The 19366-nt window shown below is 71.6% G+C and carries 24 protein-coding genes; 3 read left to right on the forward strand and 21 right to left on the reverse strand.

Going from position 1 to position 19366, the window contains the following annotated elements; genetic code table 11:
• Positions 1 to 7 precede the first annotated feature (7 nt).
• From lgt to ACH47Z_RS01500, 9 genes are all read right to left on the reverse strand, one after another.
• A complete protein-coding gene (gene lgt, locus ACH47Z_RS01460; RefSeq protein ID WP_399069272.1) occupies positions 8 to 934 on the reverse strand; it encodes a prolipoprotein diacylglyceryl transferase in 927 nt (308 codons plus the stop codon).
• 101 nt (positions 935 to 1035) lie between these two features.
• A complete protein-coding gene (locus ACH47Z_RS01465; protein ID WP_399069274.1) occupies positions 1036 to 1809 on the reverse strand; it encodes a DsbA family protein in 774 nt (257 codons plus the stop codon).
• An 89-nt stretch (positions 1810 to 1898) separates the two neighbouring features.
• Entirely contained in the window at positions 1899 to 2717 is an 819-nt protein-coding gene (gene trpA, locus ACH47Z_RS01470) for a tryptophan synthase subunit alpha (protein ID WP_399069276.1), read from the reverse strand.
• Positions 2714 to 3997, reverse strand: a complete 1284-nt coding sequence (gene trpB / locus ACH47Z_RS01475; RefSeq protein ID WP_399069278.1) for a tryptophan synthase subunit beta — start codon at positions 3995 to 3997, stop codon at positions 2714 to 2716. The genes trpA and trpB overlap by 4 nt, the downstream gene beginning before the upstream one ends.
• Positions 3998 to 4063: 66 nt before the next feature.
• The gene (trpM, locus tag ACH47Z_RS01480) at positions 4064 to 4297 is read right to left on the reverse strand and encodes a tryptophan biosynthesis modulator TrpM (RefSeq protein ID WP_399069280.1); all 234 of its coding nucleotides are present in this window, start codon (positions 4295 to 4297) and stop codon (positions 4064 to 4066) included.
• Between the two features lie 21 nt (positions 4298 to 4318).
• Positions 4319 to 5128, reverse strand: a complete 810-nt coding sequence (gene trpC, locus ACH47Z_RS01485; RefSeq protein ID WP_399069282.1) for an indole-3-glycerol phosphate synthase TrpC — start codon at positions 5126 to 5128, stop codon at positions 4319 to 4321.
• A 177-nt stretch (positions 5129 to 5305) separates the two neighbouring features.
• A complete protein-coding gene (locus ACH47Z_RS01490; protein ID WP_399069285.1) occupies positions 5306 to 5752 on the reverse strand; it encodes a DUF2752 domain-containing protein in 447 nt (148 codons plus the stop codon).
• A 158-nt stretch (positions 5753 to 5910) separates the two neighbouring features.
• The gene (locus ACH47Z_RS01495; protein WP_399069287.1) at positions 5911 to 6171 is read right to left on the reverse strand and encodes an HGxxPAAW family protein; all 261 of its coding nucleotides are present in this window, start codon (positions 6169 to 6171) and stop codon (positions 5911 to 5913) included.
• A 224-nt stretch (positions 6172 to 6395) separates the two neighbouring features.
• Positions 6396 to 7034, reverse strand: coding sequence for a TIGR02234 family membrane protein (locus ACH47Z_RS01500; protein ID WP_399069289.1), 639 nt, complete (start codon positions 7032 to 7034; stop codon positions 6396 to 6398).
• A 262-nt stretch (positions 7035 to 7296) separates the two neighbouring features.
• Between ACH47Z_RS01500 and ACH47Z_RS01505 the strand changes: the two genes are divergently transcribed.
• Positions 7297 to 8505, forward strand: a complete 1209-nt coding sequence (locus tag ACH47Z_RS01505; RefSeq protein WP_399069290.1) for a peptidase S8 — start codon at positions 7297 to 7299, stop codon at positions 8503 to 8505.
• Positions 8506 to 8511: 6 nt separating this feature from the next.
• On the opposite strand, the gene ACH47Z_RS01510 is transcribed toward ACH47Z_RS01505, so the two are convergent.
• Together ACH47Z_RS01510 and hisI are read right to left on the reverse strand one after the other, a co-directional pair.
• On the reverse strand, positions 8512 to 10005 hold the full coding sequence (locus ACH47Z_RS01510; protein WP_399069292.1) for an anthranilate synthase component I: 1494 nt from the start codon (positions 10003 to 10005) through the stop codon (positions 8512 to 8514).
• An 11-nt stretch (positions 10006 to 10016) separates the two neighbouring features.
• Entirely contained in the window at positions 10017 to 10418 is a 402-nt protein-coding gene (hisI, locus tag ACH47Z_RS01515; RefSeq protein WP_399069294.1) for a phosphoribosyl-AMP cyclohydrolase, read from the reverse strand.
• 158 nt (positions 10419 to 10576) lie between these two features.
• Here hisI and ACH47Z_RS01520 point away from each other — a divergent pair, with 158 nt between their 5' ends.
• On the forward strand, positions 10577 to 11212 hold the full coding sequence (locus ACH47Z_RS01520) for a TIGR03085 family metal-binding protein (RefSeq protein ID WP_399069296.1): 636 nt from the start codon (positions 10577 to 10579) through the stop codon (positions 11210 to 11212).
• Between the two features lie 17 nt (positions 11213 to 11229).
• Complete coding sequence (locus ACH47Z_RS01525) at positions 11230 to 11628, forward strand: VOC family protein (RefSeq protein ID WP_399069298.1); 399 nt, start codon at positions 11230 to 11232, stop codon at positions 11626 to 11628.
• Between the two features lie 3 nt (positions 11629 to 11631).
• On the opposite strand, the gene ACH47Z_RS01530 is transcribed toward ACH47Z_RS01525, so the two are convergent.
• The 10 genes from ACH47Z_RS01530 to hisD form a co-directional block, all read right to left on the reverse strand.
• Positions 11632 to 12864, reverse strand: coding sequence for an MFS transporter (locus ACH47Z_RS01530; RefSeq protein ID WP_399069300.1), 1233 nt, complete (start codon positions 12862 to 12864; stop codon positions 11632 to 11634).
• Between the two features lie 14 nt (positions 12865 to 12878).
• Complete coding sequence (locus ACH47Z_RS01535) at positions 12879 to 13466, reverse strand: ArsR/SmtB family transcription factor (RefSeq protein ID WP_399069302.1); 588 nt, start codon at positions 13464 to 13466, stop codon at positions 12879 to 12881.
• A gap of 85 nt (positions 13467 to 13551) precedes the next feature.
• Positions 13552 to 14307 (reverse strand): imidazole glycerol phosphate synthase subunit HisF, encoded by a 756-nt coding sequence (gene hisF, locus ACH47Z_RS01540; protein ID WP_399069304.1) that lies wholly within the window; start codon positions 14305 to 14307, stop codon positions 13552 to 13554.
• Between the two features lie 6 nt (positions 14308 to 14313).
• Positions 14314 to 14706 (reverse strand): RidA family protein, encoded by a 393-nt coding sequence (locus ACH47Z_RS01545; RefSeq protein WP_399069306.1) that lies wholly within the window; start codon positions 14704 to 14706, stop codon positions 14314 to 14316.
• A complete protein-coding gene (gene priA / locus ACH47Z_RS01550; protein ID WP_399069308.1) occupies positions 14703 to 15428 on the reverse strand; it encodes a bifunctional 1-(5-phosphoribosyl)-5-((5-phosphoribosylamino)methylideneamino)imidazole-4-carboxamide isomerase/phosphoribosylanthranilate isomerase PriA in 726 nt (241 codons plus the stop codon). Before priA ends, ACH47Z_RS01545 begins: the two co-directional genes overlap by 4 nt.
• A gap of 3 nt (positions 15429 to 15431) precedes the next feature.
• The gene (hisH, locus tag ACH47Z_RS01555; protein WP_399069309.1) at positions 15432 to 16073 is read right to left on the reverse strand and encodes an imidazole glycerol phosphate synthase subunit HisH; all 642 of its coding nucleotides are present in this window, start codon (positions 16071 to 16073) and stop codon (positions 15432 to 15434) included.
• A complete protein-coding gene (locus ACH47Z_RS01560) occupies positions 16070 to 16234 on the reverse strand; it encodes a hypothetical protein (RefSeq protein WP_046729563.1) in 165 nt (54 codons plus the stop codon). The genes hisH and ACH47Z_RS01560 overlap by 4 nt, the downstream gene beginning before the upstream one ends.
• Before the next feature lie 4 nt (positions 16235 to 16238).
• Positions 16239 to 16832 carry an imidazoleglycerol-phosphate dehydratase HisB gene (hisB, locus tag ACH47Z_RS01565; RefSeq protein ID WP_365579311.1) on the reverse strand — a complete coding sequence of 198 codons (594 nt, stop codon included), beginning with the start codon at positions 16830 to 16832 and terminating at the stop codon, positions 16239 to 16241.
• On the reverse strand, positions 16829 to 17983 hold the full coding sequence (locus tag ACH47Z_RS01570) for a histidinol-phosphate transaminase (protein WP_399069312.1): 1155 nt from the start codon (positions 17981 to 17983) through the stop codon (positions 16829 to 16831). Before ACH47Z_RS01570 ends, hisB begins: the two co-directional genes overlap by 4 nt.
• Entirely contained in the window at positions 17980 to 19305 is a 1326-nt protein-coding gene (gene hisD / locus ACH47Z_RS01575; RefSeq protein ID WP_399069313.1) for a histidinol dehydrogenase, read from the reverse strand. The genes ACH47Z_RS01570 and hisD overlap by 4 nt, the downstream gene beginning before the upstream one ends.
• Between the last annotated feature and the right edge of the window lie 61 nt (positions 19306 to 19366).

The following is a 19366-nucleotide window of genomic DNA, read 5'->3' on the forward strand; positions in this document are numbered from 1 at the left end:
CCAGCGGTCAGGTCTTCGACGTCCCCGACTCGGCCTCGTCCTTCGCCTTCACGGCATCCGGCTCAGCCTTCTCCTCCACCTCGTCGGCACCGTCCGTACCCTCGGCCGCACCGTCGGGGACACCCGGCTCGACCACGGCCTCGCGCCCCGGCCGCAGCCTCGACGACACCACGATGTACACCACCGCCAGCAGGAACACGATCATCGCGGTCCAGTCGTTGAGGCGGAGGCCCAGGATGTGGTGGGCGTCGTCCACGCGCATGTACTCGATCCAGCCGCGGCCCACGCAGTACGCGGCGACGTACAGGGCGAAGGCCCGGCCGTGGCCCAGCTTGAAGCGGCGGTCGGCCCAGATCACCAGGAAGCCCACGCCGATGCACCACAGGGACTCGTACAGGAAGGTCGGGTGGTAGTAGCCCGGCACCCGGCCGCCCTCGGAGGAGGTGATGTGCAGCGCCCAGGGAACGTGCGTCTCGCGGCCGTACAGCTCCTGGTTGAACCAGTTGCCCCAGCGGCCGATGGCCTGCGCGAACGCGATGCCGGGCGCCACGGCGTCGGCGTAGGCGGGCATCGGGACGCCCCGGCGCCGGGCGCCGATCCACGCGCCGAGCGCGCCGAGCGCGATCGCCCCCCAGATGCCCAGGCCGCCCTCCCACACCTTGAAGGCGTCCACCCAGTCACGGCCCTTGCTGAAGTACAGCTCGTAATCCGTGATCACGTGGTACAGCCGGCCGCCGACCAGGCCGAACGGCACGGCCCAGACCGCGATGTCGGCGACCGTGCCGGCCCGCCCGCCCCGGGCGATCCAGCGCTTGTTGCCGAGCCAGACGGCGACGAAGACGCCGATGATGATGCAGAAGGCGTAGCCGCGCAGCGGGATGGGGCCGAGGTACAGCACCCCGCGCGACGGGCTGGGAATGTAGGCAAGTTCCATGGCAAGTCCGACGCTACCCTGCCGGGCCGTGGGGACGGCAAGCAGCCCGGCTACGGGTCCATAACGGGAACGGGTGAAAAACGCCCGTCCGAGGCCGGCTGTCAGCGGTTGGCCGCCTCCACCATCTGCTTGAACTTTGCCGGGGTCATGGTCTGGTCCTGGTAGATGTTCTTCCCGCCGAACAGGACCGTGGGCGTGCCGGTGAGGCCGCCGGACTGGAAGGCCTTGTGGGACTTGTTCACCCAGGAGTCGTGGGTGCCGTCGTTCACACACTTCCGGAAGGCGGGGGTGTCGAGTCCGTGGACCTTGCCGGCGAGATCGATGAGCCTGGCGTTGTCGCCGTACGCGTCGTCGGTCTCCTTGGGCTGGTTCGTGTACAGCACGTCGTGGTACTCGCGGAACTTTCCGGCGTCCTGGGCGCAGGCCACGGCGTTGGCCCCGCGCAGGGAGCCGGTGCCACCGAGATTGCCGTCGATCAGGCGGACCAGGTGGTACTCGATTCTGAGCTTGCCGGCGTCGACCAGTTCGTGGAGCGTCGGCCGGTAGGCGATCTCGAAGGCCTGGCAGGCCGGGCAGCGCATGTCCTCCCAGACGGTGAGCGTCGACCTGGCACTGTCCTTGCCGACCGGGATCGCGAGGCTGTCCTTGCCCTGCGCGCCCGAGGGCGCCACGACCGGGCCCGCCTTCTCACCGCCCTTGTTCTTGCCGGCGTTCGCGGCGAGCACGCCGATCACCGCCGCGAGGCCGAGGACGCAGACGACGCTCGCGCTCACGATCAGCGTGCGCCGCCGCTTCTCCGAGGCCTTCTGCTTCTCGCGCTCGACCGCCAGCCGCTCCCGGGCGGTGCGCTTTCCGTCACGGTTCTTCTCGCTCACACCCCCAGAACGAACCGGGGAGGCGCAGCGCGCCTCCCCGGCCCGAGGTCCACCCGTTCGAGTGACCGAATGTTCCGCATTACTGACGGTTACGCCTGTCCGCGCACGCCCTTCGCCAGGTCCGCGGCCAGCTCACGGACGGCCCCGAGGCCCGACGCGTGGTCGGGGGCGTCCAGCATCCGCTTCACGAACGCCGAGCCGACGATGACGCCGTCGGCGAAGCCGGCGACCTCGGCGGCCTGGGCCGCGTTGGAGACGCCGAGGCCGACGCAGACGGGCAGGTCGGTGCCGGTGGCCCTGGTCCGCTCGACCAGGTTCTGGGCCTGCGCGCCGACCGACTCGCGGGTGCCGGTGACACCCATGAGCGAGGCGGCGTAGACGAAGCCGCTGCCCGCCGCGGTGATCCGGGCGAGCCGCTCGTCCTTGCTGCTCGGCGCCACGACGAACACCGTCCCGAGGCCGTGTTTGTCGGCGTGCTCCCGCCAGAGGGCCGACTCCTGCACGGGCAGGTCGGGCAGGATGCAGCCCGCGCCGCCCGCTTCGGCCAGCTCGGCGGTGAAGCGCTCGACGCCGTAGCGGTCGATGGGGTTCCAGTACGTCATGACGAGGACGGGCTTGCCGGTGGCCGCGTGGGCCTCCCTGACCGTCCGCATGACGTCCGCGATCTTGACGCCGCCGCGCAGGGCGATGTCGTCGGCGGTCTGGATGACGGGGCCGTCGAGGACCGGGTCGCTGTGCGGCAGACCGACCTCCACGACGTCCGCCCCGCCGTCGAAGACGGCCTTGATCGCCTCGATGCCGCCGTCCACGGTCGGGAACCCGGCCGGGAGGTAGGCGATGAGCGCGGAGCGGCCCTCGGCCTTGGCACCGGCGAGGGTGTCGGACAGCAGCTGAATGTTCCCGCTCACTTGGCGTCCCCCTCGATCTCGGCGGTGTCGGTCGCGTTGGCGGCGACGGCGGCGTCGGTGTCGTACAGGCCGAAGTAGCGCGCGGCGGTGTCCATGTCCTTGTCGCCGCGGCCGGAGAGGTTGACGACGATCAGGCCGTCCTTGCCCAGCTCCCTGCCGACCTCCAGGGCGCCGGCGAGGGCGTGGGCGCTCTCGATGGCCGGAATGATGCCCTCGGTGCGCGACAGCAGACGCAGGGCCTGCATGGCCGCGTCGTCGGTGACCGCGCGGTACTCACCGCGGCCCGAGTCCTTGAGGTAGGAGTGCTCGGGGCCGATGCCCGGGTAGTCCAGGCCCGCCGAGATCGAGTACGGCTCGGTGATCTGGCCCTCCTCGTCCTGCAGGACGTAGGACCGGGAGCCGTGCAGGATGCCGGGCTCGCCGGCGGTGAGGGTGGCCGCGTGCTCGCCGGTCTCGATGCCGTGACCTGCCGGTTCGCAGCCGATCAGGCGGACGGACGCGTCCGGGATGAAGGCGTGGAAGAGGCCGATGGCGTTGGAGCCGCCGCCGACGCACGCGATCGCGGCGTCGGGGAGGCGGCCGGCGCGCTCCAGGATCTGACGGCGGGCCTCCACGCCGATCACGCGGTGGAAGTCGCGGACCATGGCCGGGAACGGGTGCGGTCCGGCGACGGTCCCGAAGAGGTAGTGGGTGTGGTCGACGTTGGCGACCCAGTCGCGGAACGCCTCGTTGATGGCGTCCTTCAGGGTGCGGCTGCCGGACTTCACCGCGACGACCTCGGCGCCGAGCATGCGCATCCGGGCCACGTTCAGGGCCTGGCGCTTGGTGTCGACCTCGCCCATGTAGATGGTGCAGTCGAGGCCGAACAGGGCGCAGGCGGTGGCGGTCGCGACGCCGTGCTGGCCGGCGCCGGTCTCGGCGATGACCCGGGTCTTGCCCATCCGCTTGGTGAGCAGGGCCTGGCCGAGCACGTTGTTGATCTTGTGGGAGCCGGTGTGGTTGAGGTCCTCGCGCTTGAGGAACACGCGGGCGCCTCCGGCGTGTTCGGCGAAACGGGGGACCTCGGTGAGCGCCGAGGGGCGGCCGGTGTAGTTGACCATCAGGTCGTCGAGCTCTCGGGCGAACTCGGGGTCGTGCTTGGCCTTCTCGTACTCGACGGCGACCTCGTCCACGGCGGCGACGAGGGCCTCCGGGATGAACTTGCCGCCGAACGCGCCGAAGTATCCCTCGGCGCTGGGGACTTGACCCTCCGGGTCAGGGAAGAAGAAGTTGCTGGGCATGCCAAACCTCACGGTGAGTGCGTGAAAAGACACTATGCGCCGTGGGGGCGGAGCTGTCGTACGACCTCAGGCCGTGTGTGGCTGGTCGCGCCCACGCGACGGAGTCGCATAGTCGGATACAGCCCCGCGCCCCTTCGGGGCGCGCTGCCATCGACGTCCGTTTACCTGCCCAGGCTCATCCCCGATGACGTATCGCACGCGACGACCGTGGACGCGCCTCGCCGGGGCGCGGCAGCCGCGGGGGCGGCAGCCGCGTGCCAGGCGGGCGTAGCGGTCCACGGTCGTCACGGTGAGAGTCATCGGGGTCAGCCTACTGGGTGATCAGCTCCGGCCGTGCCGCAGTGCGGGGTGTTCGCCTGCGGCGACCAGGTCGGCTACGGCGGTCTTCGGGTCGCGGCCGGTGACGAGGGACTCGCCGACCAGGACCGCGTCGGCGCCGGCGTTGGCGTACGCGATCAGGTCGTGCGGGCCGCGGACGCCGGACTCGGCGACCTTGACGATGCCGGCCGGGATCTCGGGGGCGACCCGCTCGAAGGTGGAGCGGTCGACCTCGAGCGTCTTCAGGTTGCGCGCGTTGACACCGATCACCTTGGCGCCCGCGTCCACGGCGCGCTCGACCTCGTCCTCGTCGTGGACCTCGACGAGCGGGGTGAGGCCGATGGAGACCGCGCGCTCGATCAGCGACTCCAGGGCCGGCTGGTCCAGGGCGGCGACGATCAGCAGCACGAGGTCGGCGCCGTACGCCCGGGCCTCCCACAGCTGGTACGACGTGACGATGAAGTCCTTGCGCAGCACCGGGATGTCCACGCGCGCGCGGACGGCCTCCAGGTCGGCCAGCGAGCCGCCGAAGCGGCGCTGCTCGGTCAGGACCGAGATGACGGCCGCGCCGCCCGCCTCGTAGTCCGCGGCCAGCCCGGCCGGGTCGGCGATCGCGGCCAGCGCGCCCTTGGACGGGCTGGAGCGCTTGACCTCACAGATGACCTTGACGCCCTCACCGCGCAGCGCGGCCACCCCGTCCTTGGCGGCGGGTGCCTTGGCCGCGCGCTCCTTGAGCTCGTCGAGGCTGACGCGTGCCTGCCGCTCCGCGAGGTCGGCACGGACTCCGTCGATGATCTCGTCGAGCACACTCACGCGAGCGGCCCCCTTCCAGACGGTGGTTCCTTCAGGTTCTTCAGGTTCCAGGCTCTTCGGGTTCCAGGACTCTTCAGGTTCTGAAAACCCGTGGTCAATGCGATGGTATCCGGAGCGGGCCGGTGCCCTCGCATCCAGGCGGACGCCAGTGCTACTACCTGGACATTCCCCCGGTGATCAAGGATGCAACCAGCCGCCCGACGGCAGGTTCCGGGCAGTCGTGAACACCAGCAGCAACGTGCCGATCGCCCACAGGTGCGCCGGCCCGAGGGCCGGGAGCCGCGCCGGCCGGCCGCGCACCGTGCGGACCACCCAGACGGTCCACAGCACCGCGAAGCCCAGGTAGCCGGCCACGGCCGGCGCGTTGTCGTGCAGGGCGGTGAGCAGATCACCGTGGACGAAGGCGTGCGCGCTGCGCAGGCCGCCGCAGCCGGGGCAGTACAGGCCGGTGAGCCGGTACAGCGGGCAGACGGGGTAGTGACCGGGCTCGTCCGGGTCGACGGCACCGACGTACGCGAAGGCGCCGGCGACGGCCGCGAGCAGCGCGCCCGGGACGGCGAGCCGCCGCGGGAGCGGTGCTGTCGGCGGTGGCGCTGGCAGGGCCACGCGGCTGTCGGCGTTCACGCTGGCATTGTGCCCCGCGCCTGTCCCGCACGCGCGCCGCCGCCGGCGCACCCGGGTCCGTACGTCCGGCTCCAGGGCGGAAAAGAGGCGGAAAACCCGAGGGGCGGCCCGCACCTGTCCGGGTGCCGGGCCGCCCCTCGCGGGCGGTGTCGTGGCGCTCAGCTCTCCGCGGTCGCCGGCTCGCGGGTCGCGAGGGGGCCACCGGTCATCTTGAGGGGCTTGGGGTTCGCGCCGAGGCCCATGGCGCGCATGATGCCGCCGACCACCGCGCCGCCGATGATGAGCACCATGCCGGCCCAGAAGCCGACGGTGTTGGCCATCACCATGAAGGCGCCCGCGACCAGGAAACCGATGAAGGAAATGATGACGCCGGTCCAGGCGGCCGGGGTGTGACCGTGGCCGTGGCTGCTGCCCGCCATGTCTGTGCTCCTCGTTGCTGTGTACGTGTCCCAGGAGAGAGGCGTACGTGTCGTACGGCTCCGAGCCCGCCCGTCACTGTCCGAGCCGGACGCTCGCCATCCATTGTCCCGTACCCGTGCGCGTGCCGGACGCGGGGGTGGCGTCTGGTTCGCCACACCCGGCTCGCCTTGACCGGGCGCTTGACCGGCCTTGAACCGGACCTGAACCGGGCTTGAGCGGTGGCTCAGGCTCCGGTCGGGTCCTCGCCCCGGTCGAGGGCCTTCCAGATCTCCTCGGGCCGCTCGGGGTCGACCGGCCGGGCCTTGCGCCGCGGGCGGTCGGTGCCGCGCTCGTAGCGGCCGGACATGGCGGGCCACAGGCTTCCGTAGCGCAGCGCGAGCAGGCCGGCCAGCAGGATCAGCGCACCGCCGGCGACCGCGACGTAGGGCCAGCCGGTGTGGCTGAGCGCGGCGACCGTGGCGGAGGTGTCACCGCTCGCCCGGGCGGCCTTGTCGTCCAGCGCGGAGTTGTCGGAGGCGGACACCAGGGCGGCGGCGGCGATCCCGGCGCCGGACAGCGCGAGCAGCCCGGCGACGACGACGCGACCGGCCCTGCGGACGGCGAAGACGGCGACGAGCGCGGCGAGGCCCACTATCGCGAGGGCCGCGGGGACGCCCGTGACGTCGCTGCCCTTGGCGGTGAGCGGGAAGGAGCCGCCGGCCACCGTCGCGGTGCCCTCCGCCCAGCGCTGCCGGGTCGCGAGCAGCGTCACGGCCGCGCCGAGCGCACCGCACAGGAGGGCCAGGGCGAGGCTCCGCCGGCCGGACCGGGCGGGCGCGGCGGCTTCGGAACGGGAGTGAGGAACGGCAGTCACGTACTCCACTATCGCCCGAACCCCAAGAGAACTGTCACCCAGGGTCCGTCAACCCATACGGAGGTCGACATTCCCCCGCGAGTTCCCCATGGGACGCACACGGGTTCCTCAGGAAAGGCAAAGCATTGTTCCTGCTTCAATATCCATCTTGTTGACGTGGTCCCGACATCCGTAGGTTCTGCGCCACCCCGGACGTAACACCACGCGCCGGGGTGGCATCGCGCACCCCCCACAGCCCTTCCCGGTACACCCACCTCGTGGAGGACATACGTTGCGCAGAACCGTTTCCCTCACCGCTGTGGCCACCCTCGCCACAGCCGCCCTCGCCCTGGCCGCCCCCGTCGGCCAGGCGGCCACCGCCTCCCACGGCGTCTCCGTCGCCCACGCCTGCGCGGCCCCGACGCAGAAGGACCAGATGGCCTGCAAGGCCCTGCAGGTCACCGCGGGCACCCCGGCGTCGGCGCACGCCGAGAGCGCGCTGACGGCCGCCGCCGCTCCCTCCGGCTACGGCCCCGCCTCGCTCCAGTCGGCGTACAATCTCCCCTCCGCGACCGGCGGTTCGGGCCAGACCGTGGCGATCGTCGACGCCTACGACGACCCCAACGCCGAGTCCGACCTCGCCGTCTACCGCTCCCAGTACGGCCTGTCCGCCTGCACCACCGCCAACGGCTGCTTCAAGAAGGTGGACCAGAGCGGCGGCACCAAGTACCCGCGCGGCAACTCCGGCTGGGCCGAGGAGATCTCGCTCGACCTCGACATGGTCAGCGCGGCCTGCCCGAACTGCAAGATCCTGCTGGTGGAGGCCAGTTCGGCGAGCATGACCAACCTGGGCACGGCCGTGAACACCGCGGTCCGGCTGGGCGCGAAGTTCGTCTCCAACAGCTACGGCGGCTCCGAGTCCTCCAGCGACGCGTCGTACGACTCCACCTACTTCAACCACCCGGGCGTCGCCATCACCGTCTCCTCCGGCGACGGCGGCTACGGCGTGGAGTACCCGGCGGCCTCCAAGTACGTGACGGCGGTGGGCGGTACGTCCCTGAAGACGTCGTCCACCACCCGCGGCTGGACCGACACGGTGTGGAGCGGGGCGGGCTCCGGCTGCTCCGCGTACGACGCCAAGCCCAGCTGGCAGAAGGACTCCGGCTGTGCGAACCGCACGGTCGCGGACGTCTCGGCGGTCGCCGACCCCAACACCGGTGTCGCGGTGTACGACACCTACAGCCAGGGCAGCGGCTGGATGGTCTTCGGCGGCACCAGCGCCTCGTCCCCGCTGATCGCGGCGGTCTACGCGCTGGGCGGCACCCCGTCCGCCGGCTCCTACCCGTCGTCCTTCCCGTACGCCCACACCTCGGCGCTGAACGACGTCACCAGCGGCTCCAACGGCAGCTGCGGCGGCACGTACCTGTGCACCGGCAGCACCGGGTACGACGGGCCGTCCGGGCTCGGCACGCCGAACGGCACCGCCGCGTTCACCGGCTGAACTCTCCTATGAGTTGAGCCTGTTGGCCGTGTGCACCGCGCGGAGGACCGCCGCCGCCTTGTTGCGGCACTCCTGGTCCTCCGCGACCGGGTCGGAGTCGGCGACGATGCCGGCTCCGGCCTGGACGTAGGCCGTGCCGTCCCGCAGCAGGGCCGTACGGATGGCGATGGCCGTGTCGGAGTCGCCCGCGAAGTCGAGGTAGCCGACGCAGCCGCCGTACAGCCCGCGGCGGGACGGCTCCAGTTCGTCGATGATCTGCATCGCGCGGGGCTTGGGGGCGCCGGAGAGGGTGCCCGCGGGGAAGCAGGCGGTGAGCACGTCGAAGGCCGTGCGGCCCGGGGCGACCGTGCCGGTGACGGTCGAGACGATGTGCATCACGTGCGAGTAGCGCTCGATGGACATGAAGTCGACCACCTCGACCGTGCCGGGCCGGCAGACCCGGCCGAGGTCGTTGCGGCCGAGGTCGACCAGCATCAGGTGCTCGGCGCGCTCCTTGGGGTCGGCGAGCAGCTCCTCGGCGAGGGCCTGGTCCTCCTGCGGGGTGGCGCCGCGGGGGCGGGTGCCGGCGATGGGGTGGACCATGGCCCGCCCGTCCTCGACCTTCACCAGGGCCTCGGGGGACGAGCCGACGACGTCGAACGCCCCTCCTTCCCCGTGGGGGAACCGGAACAGGTACATGTACGGCGACGGGTTGGTGGCCCGCAGCACCCGGTAGACGTCGAGCGCGCTCGCCGTGCACGGGGTCTCGAAGCGCTGGGAGGGCACGACCTGGAAGGCCTCGCCCGCGCGGATGCGCTCCTTGATGTCCTCGACGGCCACCTGGAAGTCGGGGCCGCCCCACAGCGCGGTGTACTCGGGCAGTTCCGAGGGCGGCAGGACGGCGGGCGGCTGGGCCACCGCGCGCGTGAGGTCGGCCTCCATGGCGTCGAGGCGGGCCAGGGCGTCGGCGTAGGCCTCGTCCACCCCGGTGTCGAGGTCGTTGTGGTTGATCGCGTTGGCGATCAGCAGGACCGAGCCCTCCCAGTGGTCCATCACGGCGAGGTCGCTGGTCAGGAGCATGGTCAGCTCGGGCAGCCCGAGGTCGTCGCGCTCGCCGGGGCCGATCTTCTCCAGGCGGCGGACGATGTCGTAGCCGAGGTAGCCCACCATGCCGCCGGTGAAGGGCGGCAGGCCCTCCTGGTGCGGGGTGTGCAGGGTCTGCAGCGTGGCGCGCAGCACCTCGAGCGGGTCGCCGTCGACGGGGACGCCGACGGGCGGGGTGCCGAGCCAGTGGGCCTGGCCGTCGCGCGTGGTGAGCGTGGCGGCGCTGCGGACGCCCACGAAGGAGTACCGGGACCAGGAGCGGCCGTTCTCCGCGGACTCCAGGAGGAAGGTGCCGGGGCGCTCGGCGGCGAGCTTGCGGTAGAGCGCGACCGGGGTGTCGCCGTCGGCGAGGAGCTTGCGCGTGACCGGGATGACGCGCCGGTCGGTGGCGAGCTTGCGGAAGGTCTCGAGGTCCATGGCCGCTGACCTTACTGACCGGAGCCGGTCGGGCCGGAATCGGCGTCCTTGAGGAGCACGTCCTCGTCGAAGCAGGTGCGCGCGCCGGTGTGGCAGGCGGCGCCGACCTGGTCGACCCTGACCAGCACGGTGTCGGCGTCGCAGTCCAGCGCGACCGACTTCACCCACTGGAAGTGGCCCGAGGTGTCGCCCTTGACCCAGTACTCCCGCCGGCTGCGCGACCAGTACGTGCAGCGGCCGGTGGTCAGCGTGCGGTGCAGCGCCTCGTCGTCCATCCAGCCGAGCATGAGCACCTCGCCGGTGTCGTACTGCTGGGCGATGGCGGGGACGAGTCCGTCGGGGCTGCGCTTGAGGCGCGCGGCGATCTCCGGGGCGAGGCTGCTGGGCCCGGGCGTTCCGGTCGTGCTGGTCATGGGTGCCATTGTGCCGCGCGGCACGGACAACGCGGGGGCGCGTCCATCGATTGAGCACGTCGGCGCGATGGGGGTGCCCCCTCTGGGGGAGTCTCCATGAGGGGTGGTGGTCGGGTGACGGGTGGGCGGACATGGCGCCCGGTCGTAGGCTGACTTCCATGTCGACCTTCGCCAAGCGTGAACGGCTGCTGCTCGCGGACCTGCTGGAGACCGTCGGACCGGACGCCGAGACCCTCTGCGAGGGCTGGCGGACCCGGGATCTGGCCGCGCATGTGATCGTGCGCGAGCGCCGCCCGGACGCGGCCGGGGGCACGCTGATCAAACAGCTTGTACCGCGTCTGGAGAAGGTGATGGCCGAGTACACGGCGAAGCCGTACGACGAACTGATCCAGCTGATCCGCACCGGCCCGCCGCGCTTCTCGCCGTTCCAGCTGAAGCAGGTCGACGAGGCGGCCAACATCGTCGAGTTCTACGTCCACACCGAGGACGTCCGCCGCGCGCAGCCGGACTGGAGGGCGCGCGAGCTGGACCCGGTCTTCCAGGACGCCCTGTGGTCCCGGCTGGAGCGCACCGCGCGGCTGGTGGCCCGGGGGGTGCCGACGGGGCTGGTGCTGCGCCGCCCGGACGGGCAGACGGCGGTGGCGCACCGGGGCGCGCCGGTGGTCACGGTGACCGGCGAGCCGTCGGAGCTGCTGATGTTCGCCTTCGGCCGGCAGAGCGCGGCCAAGGTGGACCTGGAGGGCGACGCGGACGCCATCGCCCAGGTGCACGAGTCGAAGCAACTCGGCTTCTGATCCGAAAGGAGCCACCCGTGATCAAGGTAGCGATGACGGGTGTGTACGTGGACGACGTGGCGCGGGCGCACGCCTTCTACACGGACGTGCTGGGCTTCGAGACACGGCTGCACCGGGACCTGGGCGACGGCATCCTGTTCGTTACGGTCGGCGCGCCCGCCGGGGCCCAGCCGGACCTCCAGCTGCTGCTGGAGCCCGGGCAGGGCCCCATCGCGGGGTCGTACCGCAGCGCCCTGTACGACGCGGGCATCCCGTGCATCGTCTTCTCCGTGGACGACCTCCGGGGGGAGTACGCGCGGCTGCGCGGCCTGGGCGTCCGGTTCACCCACCCGCCGCAGCGGCAGGGGCCGGTCCTCGCGGCGGTGTTCGACGACACCTGCGGCAATCTGGTGCAGCTGATCCAGTCGCGGGAGTGACGTTCAGCGGGGCAGTTCGGCGGTGCGCAGGGCCGGTACGGCGAGGGCGACGACCCCGCCGAGTCCGCAGACGGCGGCGCTGACGACGTAGACCGGGCGCAGCCCCCAGGCCCCGATCGCAGCGGCGGCGAACGGCATGCTGAGCGGGGTGAGGCCGAGGCTGACCAGGCTGGAGACGGCGGTGACCCGGCCGAGGTACGCGGGGTCGGCCCGGGTCTGCAGCAGCGCGCCGCACATCGCCCCGCTGAGCCCGGTGAGCAGGCCGACCAGCAGCGCCGTACCGACGGCCGCGACCAGGGTGGGTGCGTAGGCGAGGGCACCGACGGCCACCGAGCCCACGACGATCGTGCACCCGGCGACGAGTCCGGCGCGCGGCAGCCGCCCCCGTACGGCCAGCAGCAGCGAGGCGGCACCCGCGCCGGTCCCGAACCCGGCGAGCACCCAGCCCATGCCGGAGGCGCCCCAGCCGCGTCGGTCGGCGAGCAGGGTCAGTCCGACGTTCAGCGGTCCCACGAAGCCCAGGTCGCCGAGGGCGATGGCCAGCATCAGCGGGGCGAGGACGCGGTGCCGGCGGATGTGGCGCAGCCCGGCCCGGAGGTCGCTCCAGGCGGTCCCGACAGCGCCGGACTCCTTCGGCAGGTCCCGTACCCGTACGGAGACCAGCAGCGGTACGGACCCGGCGATGAGCAGCCCGGCGAGGGCGAACGCGGCCGGGGCACCGCCGACGGCCACGCCGAGCCCGCCGAGCGGGGCGCCCATGACGGCGGCGAACCGGATGGCGAGGCCGCGCAGGCCCTGGACCCGGGCGAGCTGGTCCTTCTCGGTGAGCCGGGCCGGCAGGGCGCCCACGGCGGGCACGAAGACGGCGTCGACCGTGCCGAAGACCACCGCCAGCAGAGCGAGCGGCCACAGTCCCGGGCTGGTGAGGAAGAGCAGGGCGGCCACGGCGAGGACGGCCGCGCAGCGCACGGCGTCGCTGCCGATGACGACCCGGCGCGGCCCGAACCGGTCGGCGACCACTCCCCCGCCCAGCATCAGTACGGCCCGGGGCAGCGCGCTCGCCGACATCACGAGCCCGGCCTGCGCGGGGGTCCCGGAGCGGACGGCGGCCCAGGACAGGGCGAGGTAGTAGATGTTGTCGCCCAGCATCGAGGACGTGTAGGCGGTGAGCCAGCGGCGGACCTGGGGGTCGCGGTGGGCCGGGGTGGTGGCCGAGGGTATGAGCGTGGCGGTCACTCGGGCCGCTCCTCTCAGACGCGGAACGGGAAGCCGTACACGTGCAGCGCGACGCTCTCACGCCCTTCGGTGTCGCCGTTCGCTTCGGCGGCCCGGCCTTGCTCGTCGTACTTCCTGATGAGCGCGTTCAGCTCCTCGCGCAGCCGCGTCAGTTCCGGGGCGGTGAGGCGGAGCCAGGACTCGCTGTCCCCGGAGGCGGTGTTCCACTCGGGGGACCAGGTGGGGCTTTCGTCGAGGTGCCGCCGGTAGAGGGCGGCGCGCTGGTCGTGGAAGAGCCGTGCGGCCGCGAGGTGGGCGGCGGCCTTCTCCGGCTCGCCGCGGAAGTCCTCGTGCCGGATGCTCACCCCGTCCGACGCGGGCTGCCACCACCGCTCCCGTCCGTCACCGCTGCGCGGCTCGGCCGCCTCGATCAGCCCGTGCTCGGCGAGCTTGCGCAGGTGGTAGCTGACCAGGGACACGGCCTCGTCCACGTGCTCGGCGAGCCGGGACGCGGTGGCGACGCGCTCGAGACACAGCAGCCGGTACAGATCCGCCCGCAGCGGGTGCGCGAGTGCCTTGAGCGTGCCGAGGTCGGTGATCCGCCGGTTCTCCTTGCCTGCCATGCCCACGACGGTAGATACGAAAGAAAAGTTGCACAACAGATTTTGCGCAACTTCCCTTTCGTATCTGCCGAAGTCCAGCGCAGCGTCAGCGCACCGGGTGCCCCGCCTCCCGCAGGGCCCGCTTCACCTCGCCGATCCGCAGATCCCCGAAGTGGAAGACGGAGGCGGCCAGGACCGCGTCCGCGCCCGCCTCGACGGCCGGCGGGAAGTCGGCCAGCTTGCCAGCGCCGCCCGAGGCGATCACCGGGACGGTGACGTACTTGCGGACGGCGGCGATCATCTCCAGGTCGTAGCCGTCCTTGGTGCCGTCGGCGTCCATGGAGTTGAGCAGGATCTCACCCGCGCCCAGCTCGGCCGCCCGGTGCGCCCACTCCACCGCGTCGATGCCGGTGCCGCGCCGGCCGCCGTGCGTGGTCACCTCGAACGAACCCGACTCGGTCCGCCGCGCGTCGACCGACAGCACCAGCACCTGCCTGCCGAACCGTTCCGCGATCTCCCGGATCAGCTCCGGGCGGGCGATCGCGGCGGTGTTCACGCCCACCTTGTCGGCGCCCGCCCGCAGCAGCTTGTCCACGTCCTCGGCCGTACGGACTCCGCCGCCCACGGTCAGCGGGATGAACACCTGCTCGGCGGTGCGGCGCACCACGTCGTACGTCGTCTCCCGGTTGCCCGAGGAGGCGGTGATGTCCAGGAACGTCAGCTCGTCGGCGCCCTCGGCGTCGTACACCTTGGCCATCTCGACGGGGTCACCCGCGTCGCGCAGGTTCTGGAAGTTGACGCCCTTGACGACCCGGCCGTTGTCGACGTCCAGGCAGGGGATGACTCGGACCGCCAGGGTCATGACTGCTCAGGCTCCTCTGAATGCTTCAAGCTCTACTTCGACCAGGATGCGCGGATCGACGAAGCCCTCGACCACCAGCAGGGTCGAGCACGGGCGCACGGAGTCGAACAGCTCCTTGTGGGCCCGTCCCGCCTCGTCGACGTCGCGCACATGGCTCAGGTACATACGCGTGCGGATCACGGACTCGATGCCGAGCCCGAACTCCTTCAGCGCGTCGAGGGCGTTGCCGAAGGCGACCTTGGTCTGCTCGTACGGGTCGCCCTCGCCGTACAGCACCGTGCCCTTGAAGGACGTGGTGCCGCCCACGGACACCCGGTCCCCCGCCGCGACGGCGCGCGCGAACCCGAAACTCTCTTCCCAGGGACTTCCGCTCTGCACGCGCCGCACGGCTTCGGTCATGACGACACAGCCTCCAAGGCCTCTTCCAGGGTGAACGCCTTCGCGTACAGGGCCTTCCCGACGATGGAGCCCTCGACACCGAGGGGTACCAGCTCGGCGATGGCGCGGAGGTCGTCCAGCGACGACACGCCGCCGGAGGCCACGACCGGGCGGTCCGTCGCCGCGCAGACGTTCTTCAGCAGCTCCAGGTTCGGGCCCTGGAGAGTGCCGTCCTTGGCGATGTCGGTGACGACGTAGCGGGCGCAGCCCTCCTTGTTGAGGCGCTCCAGCGTCTCGTAGAGGTCGCCGCCGTCGCGGGTCCAGCCGCGGCCGCGCAGGGTCGTGCCGCGCACGTCCAGGCCGACCGCGATCTTGTCGCCGTGCTCGGCGATGACCTTGGCGACCCACTCCGGGGTCTCCAGGGCGGCCGTACCGAGGTTCACGCGCGTGCAGCCGGTGGCCAGGGCGGCGGCCAGCGAGGCGTCGTCACGGATGCCGCCGGACAGCTCCACCTTGATGTCCATCGCCTCGGTGACCTCGGCGATCAGCGCACGGTTGTCACCGGTGCCGAACGCGGCGTCCAGGTCGACCAGGTGCAGCCACTCGGCGCCGGAGCGCTGCCAGGCGAGGGCCGCCTCCAGCGGGGAGCCGTAGGAGGTCTCGGTCCCGGACTCGCCGTGCACGAGGCGGACGGCCTGGCCGTCGCGGACGTCGACGGCGGGGAGGAGTTCGAGCTTGGCCATGGTCTACAGGGTTCCGATCCAGTTGGTGAGGAGCTGGGCGCCGGCGTCACCGGACTTCTCGGGGTGGAACTGGGTGGCCCACAGGGCGCCGTTCTCCACGGCGGCCACGAACGGCTTGCCGTGCGTCGACCAGGTGACCTTGGGGGCCTCGATCACCGGGTTGTTGGTCTCCAGGTGCCACTCGTGGACGGCGTAGGAGTGCACGAAGTAGAAGCGGGCGTCGGCGTCGAGGCCCGCGAACAGCTGGGAGTCGGCCGGGGCGTCGACGGTGTTCCAGCCCATGTGGGGCACGACGTCGGCCTGGAGCGGCGCGACGGTGCCGGGCCACTCGTCCAGGCCCTCGGCCTCCACGCCGTGCTCGATGCCGCGCGCGAAGAGGATCTGCATGCCGACGCAGATGCCCATCACCGGGCGCCCCCCGGACAGCCGGCGGTCGACCACCCAGTCACCGCGCGCGGCCCGCAGGCCCTCCATGCAGGCGGCGAACGCGCCGACGCCCGGCACCAGCAGTCCATCGGCGTTCATGGCCTTGTCGAAGTCACGCGTGATCTCGACATCGGCGCCCACGCGCGCGAGGGCACGCTCGGCGGAACGGACGTTGCCGAAGCCGTAGTCGAAGACGACCACTCGCTTGGGGTTGCTCAATTCCACACCTCCAGCCGCATGACGCCCGCGACGAGGCACATGGCCGCGCCGATCGAGAGCAGCACGATGAGGCTCGTGGGCATCTTCTGCTTGACGAAGGAGATGATGCCGCCGACGAGGAAGAGACCGACGACGATCAGGACCGTGGACAGACCGTTCATGGGGTTACAGCGCGCCCTTCGTGGAGGGGAGGATGCCGGCCGCGCGCGGGTCACGCTCGGACGCGTACCGCAGCGCCCGGGCCAGCGCCTTGAACTGGCACTCCACGATGTGGTGCGCGTTGCGCCCGTACGGCACGTGCACGTGCAGCGCGATCTGCGCCTGGGCGACGAAGGACTCCAGGATGTGCCGGGTCATCGTCGTGTCGTACTCGCCGATCATCGGCGCCATGTTCTCGGGCTCGGTGTGCACGAGGTAGGGGCGGCCGGACAGGTCGACCGTCACCTGGGCGAGGGACTCGTCCAGGGGAACCGTGCAGTTGCCGAAGCGGTAGATCCCCACCTTGTCGCCGAGCGCCTGCTTGAAGGCGGCGCCGAGCGCGAGGGCGGTGTCCTCGATGGTGTGGTGGGAGTCGATGTGCAGATCGCCGTCGGTCTTCACGGTCAGGTCGAACAGACCGTGCCGGCCGAGCTGGTCGAGCATGTGGTCGTAGAAGCCGACGCCGGTGGCGATGTCGGTCCGCCCGGTGCCGTCGAGGTCGATCTCGACCAGGACGGAGGTCTCCTTGGTCGTACGCTCTGTGCGTCCAACGCGGCTCATGCCTCAAGCTCCTTCGGGGGCGTGGGGGTGTCCCCCACAAAACACAGCAATTCACGGACCGCGTCGAGGAACGCGTCGTTCTCCTCCGGGGTGCCGGTGGAGACCCGCAGCCACCCCGGTACGCCGTTGTCCCGGACCAGGACGCCCCGGTCGAGGATCTTCTGCCAGGCCTCGTGGGAGTTCTCGAACCGGCCGAACTGCACGAAGTTCGCGTCGGACTCGGTGACGTCGTAGCCGATCGCGCGCAGCTCGGCGACCAGCCGGTCCCGCTCCGCCTTCAGCTGCTCGACGTACTTCAGCAGGGTGTCGGTGTGCTCCAGGGCGGCCAGGGCGGTCGCCTGGGTGACGGCCGACAGGTGGTACGGCAGCCTCACGAGCTGGACGGCGTCCACGACCGCCGGGTCGGCGGCCAGGTAGCCGAGGCGCAGGCCCGCCGCGCCGAACGCCTTCGACATGGTGCGGGAGATGACGAGGTTCCGGCGGCCCTGAAGCAGCGGCAGCAGCGAGTCGCCGTGGCTGAACTCGATGTAGGCCTCGTCCACGATCACCATCGACGGCTTGGCCGCCTGGGCCGCCTCGTACAGCGCGAGGACCGTCTCCGGCGGAACCGCGTTGCCCGTGGGGTTGTTTGGAGTGGTGATGAAGACGACGTCCGGCCGGCGCTCGGTGATCGCCTCGACGGCCGCCGCGACGTCGATCGTGAAGTCCTCGCCCCGCGGACCCGAGATCCAGCCGGTGCCCGTCCCGCGCGCGATGAGCGCGTGCATCGAGTACGACGGCTCGAAGCCGATCGCCGTACGGCCCGGTCCGCCGAAGGTCTGCAGCAGCTGCTGGATGACCTCGTTGGAGCCGTTGGCCGCCCACACGTTCTCGATGCCGAGCGGGTGGTTGCCCGTCTTCGTCAGGTACTTGGCCAGCTCGGCGCGCAGCTGGACCGCGTCCCGGTCGGGGTAGCGGTTCAGGTCGCGGGCGGCCTCGCGCACCCGCTCCGTGATCCGCTCGACCAGCGGCTCGGGCAGCGGGTAGGGGTTCTCGTTGGTGTTCAGCCGTACAGGGACGTCCAACTGGGGCGCGCCGTAAGGGGACTTGCCGCGCAGCTCGTCCCGGATGGGGAGCTCGTCCCAAGGGGACACAGAGGGGTTGCCGGTCACTTGCTGTCAGGTACCTTCCATCCGAAACGAGCCTTGACCGCCGCGCCGTGCGCCGGCAGGTCCTCCGCCTCCGCCAGCGTCACCACGTGATGGGCGACTTCGGCGAGCGCGTCCTTCGTGTAGTCCACGATGTGGATACCGCGCAGGAAGGACTGGACGGACAGGCCCGAGGAGTGGCAGGCGCAGCCACCGGTGGGCAGGACGTGGTTGGACCCGGCCGCGTAGTCGCCGAGCGAGACGGGGGCCCAGGGGCCGATGAAGATCGCGCCCGCGTTGCGGACCCGGTCGGCCACCTCCTGAGGGCGAGCCGTCTGGATCTCCAGGTGCTCGGCGCCGTACGCGTCGACCACGCGCAGGCCCTCCTCCAGGCCGTCCACCAGGACGATCGCGGACTGCCTGCCCTTGAGGGCGGGCACGACCCGGTCCTCGATGTGGCGGGTGGCCGCCACCTGCGGCTCCAGCTCCTTCTCCACCGCGTCCGCCAGCTCCGGGGAGTCGGTGACGAGGACGGCGGCGGCCAGCGGGTCGTGCTCGGCCTGGCTGATCAGGTCCGCGGCCACGTGCACCGGGTCGGCGGTGTCGTCGGCGAGGATCGCGATCTCGGTCGGGCCGGCCTCGGCGTCGATGCCGATCTTGCCGGTGAAGAAGCGCTTGGCGGCCGCGACCCAGATGTTGCCGGGGCCGGTGACCATGTTGGCGGGGGCGCAGGACTCGGTGCCGTAGGCGAACATCGCGACGGCGGTGGCGCCGCCCGCGGCGTAGACCTCGTCCACGCCGAGCAGGGCGCACGCGGCGAGGATCGTCGGGTGCGGCAGGCCGCCGAAGTCCGCCTGCGGCGGGGAGGCGAGCGCGATCGACTCGACGCCGGCCTCCTGGGCCGGTACGACGTTCATGACCACGGAGGACGGGTACACCGAGCGGCCGCCGGGCGCGTACAGCCCGACCCGCTCGACCGGCACCCACTTCTCCGTCACCGAGCCGCCGGGCACCACCTGGGTGGTGTGCGTGCTGCGGCGCTGCTCGCGGTGGACCAGGCGGGCGCGGCGGATGGACTCCTCCAGCGCGGCACGCACGGCCGGGTCGAGGGCCGCCAGCGCGTCGGTGAGCGCCTGGGCCGGCACACGGACGGATTCCAGCCGTACTCCGTCGAACTTCTCGGCGAAGTCGATCAGCGCCGCGTCGCCACGATGATGCACGGCCTCGCAGATCGGACGCACCTTCTCCAGGGCGGCCTGAACGTCGAAGTCGGCTCGGGGCAGCAGGTCGCGCAGGGCGGGGCCCTCGGGAAGGGCGTCGCCGCGCAGATCGATTCGGGAGATCACGGACTCAATTCTCTCAGACCGGGGTCGGACGCCGTGCGCGCGTATCAATGGCTGATACAGA

It is taken from the genome of Streptomyces sp. NPDC020192 (assembly GCF_044388685.1).
Lineage (GTDB): Bacteria > Actinomycetota > Actinomycetes > Streptomycetales > Streptomycetaceae > Streptomyces.